General features: G+C 36.2%; 4 protein-coding genes. All 4 read right to left on the minus strand.

The window, feature by feature from the left end:
• Window positions 1-1,579: 1,579 nt before the first annotated feature.
• Window positions 1,580-2,962, minus strand: coding sequence for a T9SS type A sorting domain-containing protein (locus tag ACKGJN_RS16135; RefSeq protein ID WP_409540594.1), 1,383 nt, complete (start codon window positions 2,960-2,962; stop codon window positions 1,580-1,582).
• Between the two features lie 43 nt (window positions 2,963-3,005).
• Window positions 3,006-3,791, minus strand: a complete 786-nt coding sequence (locus ACKGJN_RS16140) for a hypothetical protein (RefSeq protein WP_409540595.1) — start codon at window positions 3,789-3,791, stop codon at window positions 3,006-3,008.
• Window positions 3,792-3,800: 9 nt separating this feature from the next.
• On the minus strand, window positions 3,801-4,388 hold the full coding sequence (locus ACKGJN_RS16145) for a hypothetical protein (RefSeq protein ID WP_409540596.1): 588 nt from the start codon (window positions 4,386-4,388) through the stop codon (window positions 3,801-3,803).
• 212 nt (window positions 4,389-4,600) lie between these two features.
• Window positions 4,601-4,781: hypothetical protein (locus tag ACKGJN_RS16150; protein WP_409540597.1), on the minus strand; the 181-nt coding region annotated here is incomplete at its 5' end.

The raw sequence follows: 4,781 nt of genomic DNA on the forward strand, positions 1-4,781 counted from the left end.
CGGGGCTTTTCAGGCGACCGATGACGATTTCCGGATGTATGGAGAAATAACCATAGTTTTTTTTTGTTCTATATTATTTCTTTTTTTTTGATGAATGATGAGAGATAGTAATATAGACCAGTGATACCAAGGGTTCTCGGCCTCATCGTTTGCTCATCGTTTCCTCATCAAAAATAAAACGATGCTGAAATTTGAATTGATTTGATTAAGATTGAAATAAAAAGGGCCAACCAAAAAAGAAAAAAACTTGCTTTTAGGAATTATAAAATATGGTAGCTTCCTTTGTATTCCGGGTCATTGAAATTTTAAACAGGAATGTATTGGTGTTTATAATACATGAGCTCCTGGTTCTTGGAGAACTGGCCTGATACCTCAAAAAAAATAATAAAAATGTTCTTACCTACTTACCTATTAACCCCTTAAGTCCCTGGGGTTAGGAAAATAGAAAAGGTAAGAACGAAAAAAACAGTCTTACCTAACCTACCTGCTTATGTAAGTTAGGTAAGATCAAAAAAGGCACTTACTTCCCTGTTTAAACCAGCAAGGACGGCCGTAAGTAAGAAGGTAACTTAAAATTTAAATTAGAAACTAAAAAAAACAATCGTGAAGTAGTGCCCTTACGATTTCTGCATCATAAAAAACGCTTACAAAATTAGGGCACTTTCCCAGCAAATAATTGAAAATGAAGTTTGGTTTCTGTGCCCCCTTTGATTTTCCTTTGCAACCTCCGGGCGCAAAGCAAGATTGTCATTACAATGACACATCTTGCATCCCTTTCTTTATTTTGTATTTTAAGAAGGATCTATTTTTTGATCTTTAAACTTACTTCCTCAAAGAGTACTTAATAAAAACCTTATAAACCAAATAAAATAGACCTCACGGTCTACCAAAACATTTACTTTTTTTATCCCGAGCATTTACCTTTTTTTTTGTTGGATTAAGAGTCAAAATCAAAATGAAATAGTATTTAGCTTTGTTTCATTTACTTCTTTCAGAGCCTTCACATTACCTTTTTGATATAGATATATTTCAGGATTTGAAATTAGGAAAGGGCTATAAATAGGAAAGCGTAGCTGAACGGTTTATGGGCCTGCTAATTTTAAATCCTGTTCCTTTAATATCAAAAAGGGAAGGGTATTAAAGATTAAGGAAAAATAAAAACTTGAAATGAAGATCGATTATTTAATCAAAAATTTGATCTACAGACTTGGATTAAAATGATTTTTCATCTTCTTTTTTGATCCCATAAAATAACATTTTACTAAAATTTCACGTAAAAATTTGTCTGTTTACAGGGCTTCCCAAAGTATTTCAGGGAAATTTACTAAATTCTAATAAGTGCATTTTTTGTAAAATACTGAAAATCAAGGGGGAATGAATTTGTAACATCGCTCCGCGTGTTACCCTCTTGCTAATTCCACCTTTCTTAATATTACTATATATATTCCATTATCTTAGGCTAACCATGATAAATACTTTTTTAGACCTTTAGATAAGTGGCATTAGAATGAACCAATATCTACTATTAGTACCGTAGGTGGGCAAATAAAGAAGAAAGGCCGCTGAGTTTATTTGATTCTTACCTCACTAGAATTTTTTTAGTAACTATCCCAATATCTGTATATATCAATAAAAAGTTTAAGCCTGGTGAGAGGTATGAAATATCTATTGTTTGAACAGTCTTGTTTTGCTTAAAAGTATAGTATTGCCTCTCTATTGAATTCTGGTCCAATACCCGTATGGCGTGAATTCCTGTAGGCCGAGTGCCAGTATATTCGTAATCTCCCCTTACAATAACAGTAATCTGGTCATTCGCAGGATTTGGATAGGCTACAATTGTTTCTGTAGCATCATTCTCTACTTCAGGAGCTGTACTTAAAGGGGTAGGGCCGCCACTACAATCCATAGGGATAGTTTTTGTATACCAGTCCGAAGTACCACAACTGTTCAACGCCCGTATCTTAATGGTAAAACTGTTGACGTTATCCGAGGGATCTACGAAGATGGATCCCTCTTCTCCGGTATAAGAGGTTCCCGAATACGGATTTACTATGATGGCATTAAACACCTGCCATTCATATTGCTCCGCACCCAGCGCTGGTTTAGCAATTATCTCACCCATGGTACATCCAAATGATACATGGCTCAGTTTAGTCACTTCATTTGGGCTTCCTGTCCACACATCTTTTCTAACAATTATATTGTTACCACACCCATTGGGTAGAGCAATCTCCGCTTCTAGCCAACCCTTTCCCTGGCCGTTCGCTGAAAAAATACCTGGATTGGAATCTTGTGCGGAAATACGGGAAAGTATGGTGCTGTTAGTCCAAGTTATGTTTGCCCCGGTGGGTAGATTGTTAAACGAGAATGAGGTTCCTGAAGAGCAGACCAAATCGGGACCGACAATGCTGGGAGGTCGACTTGTATTTGTGGTGATATTCCCAGAATTGCACGGATCGAGCCAATTGCTTAACCGTGTTTCATTTGTACCACCTCCCGCCCACGAAACACTCAACATTCCATATTCGGCGCTAGGCTGATTGCAATATGTTTGAGTTTCATTATAGTTTTGGTTTCCGTGTAATTGCCCAACAATTCTATTATTTTGATTGAAAATTGGAGAGCCTGAAGAACCATGTTGTACGACACCATCATCATAAGAAAGAAGCCAATGATTGTTCACACCATTCCAGCTAGAAGTTTGAAATTGGTTGTTATCAAGAGAAATCTTCATTACATCCCCTGCTGGATGATGGATTCCTGCCCCACTATCAGGTATATTAGCACTTCTATCCCATCCAGCCCAAGAAATTTGATTATTCCCTATTGGAGAGTTATTAAGTTCCATAAGCAGAAAATCAGTATTAAACCATCCTGCCCTGAATGTTGAACCATTATAAGCATAACTCAAACCTGGAGTGGTGCCACTGCAATTAGAATATTTAAACTGGAATTTAAACATCCAATCCTCTGCATTATCCCTTTCTGCTACCCCTATTGCTCCATTAGAGTCTGTATCGATACAATGGAAGGCACTTAAAAAAAAAAGGTTGAAAACTTTGATCGGCCGACATTACTAGAGAGCCGCTACACCATTCCTCACCATTGGATAGCAATACCAAACCCACCGCATCCGAATGCAAGTCCCAAGCGGGAAAGCACTCTATATTAATATTGCAATTTTCAGAGGCTCCTGGATTTCCGTTGGTCATTTTTCCTATTCCTTTATATCCATGGACAACCTTCTTTATTATCAAACTTGAACTTTTATTATCCAAATTGGGTTCATGTATGTAAATGGTTACACGCTCCCCTTGGACTAAATCTGTTAAAAAAACTCCTGTTTCTTTATTATCCAAATGAGTGACAGGGCCATAGACTACAGTGCCAGTATCATTAAAGGCATAAAGTTCAGCTCCCTCTATAAGTTGTAATTTTTCGAATACAAAATTAATGGATTTTGCACCTTTGGAAAAAAATTCTATTGACCATATGCGTCCATCGTTTACCTCCTTCCAGTCTCCATTATGTACTTCTAGATTTAAATTAAAGCCTTTGCCGAAACGAAAAGGTCTGTTTCCATTGGAATTCCTTTTATCTTCGTTAATTAGTTTGGTAAGATCAAAATTTGGTAGGGTCCTTGTTTCTATGGGTTTGAAATCTTTTGGCAATCTCAAAACCCTTTCAAATTCTTTTTGATTTGTAAAATATTCAGTCTTGATTTGACTATGTGCGAAAGTAGAAGAAATCAGTAAGACCGTAAAAGTCAAATAGAATAATGATTTTTTCATTTTAGTCCATTAATTTATGGTGAATAGAATTGATATTTCAGATTGTCCACTGAGTTGAATTGTTCGTTCCCCTTTTTTTATAGTAAAAGCGGTATCAAATCCAGTGGAATAAACCCCCTTGTTAAGAAACTCATTATTTTCGCTCTTGCAAAGTGGAGCAGTGGGAAAAACTTCTTTTTCAAAATCTAATACCCAAGGACTATTAAGTGTCAATGATGTGCCAGGTTCTAATTGCAACTCTCTAGGAGCTAGGCTGTATTGGCACCAAACTGCAGTGTAGGGCGTACCAAAATCTTCATTGTCCACTACATTTATAACTCTAAAAAAATTGGCATCAATTAGGTTTTGATCGATTACCATAGTTTCTTGAGAAAGATTTTTTAAGACCAAACTTATAATAAAATTTTCATTTTCATTAAACACTGTCCTCGAATTTCCCTCAATATCGAATATGCAAAATTCCATAACAAGCCCTTCAACGTTGCCGATTATGCAATCCCCTTGGGCTATAATATTTACTTTTTCAAGACTTTGACCTTCGCTTTCACAACTAACATTGAGGATTAGAACAGAAAGCAGGAATAAATATGTTTTCATATGTGTTTTATTTAATAACTGATGTTACACAGCAATTTTATTGTAATTTGTTTGGTGTCTTGATAGCGTATCAAGCTCTTCCCATGTGGTTTTAGTTGCTGCGAGCTAAATTTGGCTTTTCATGGCGTAATGGTTTTTATTGTTCCTCACCTTCAACCGTTTGTACAGTAAGAGGGCCAACAAAGAAGCAGGGATACAGAGTTTACCTGTACTTACCTCACTAGAATTTTTTTAGTAATTACCCCGATATCTGTATATATCAATAAAAAGTTTAAGCCGGATGTGAGGTATGGAATATCTATTGTTTGTACAGTCCAGTTTTGCTTAAAAGTATAGTATTGCCTCTCTATTGAATTCTGGTCCAATACCCGTATGGCGTGAATTCCTGTAGGC

Source organism: Gillisia xinjiangensis (genome assembly GCF_046298265.1).
Lineage (GTDB): Bacteria > Bacteroidota > Bacteroidia > Flavobacteriales > Flavobacteriaceae > Gillisia > Gillisia xinjiangensis.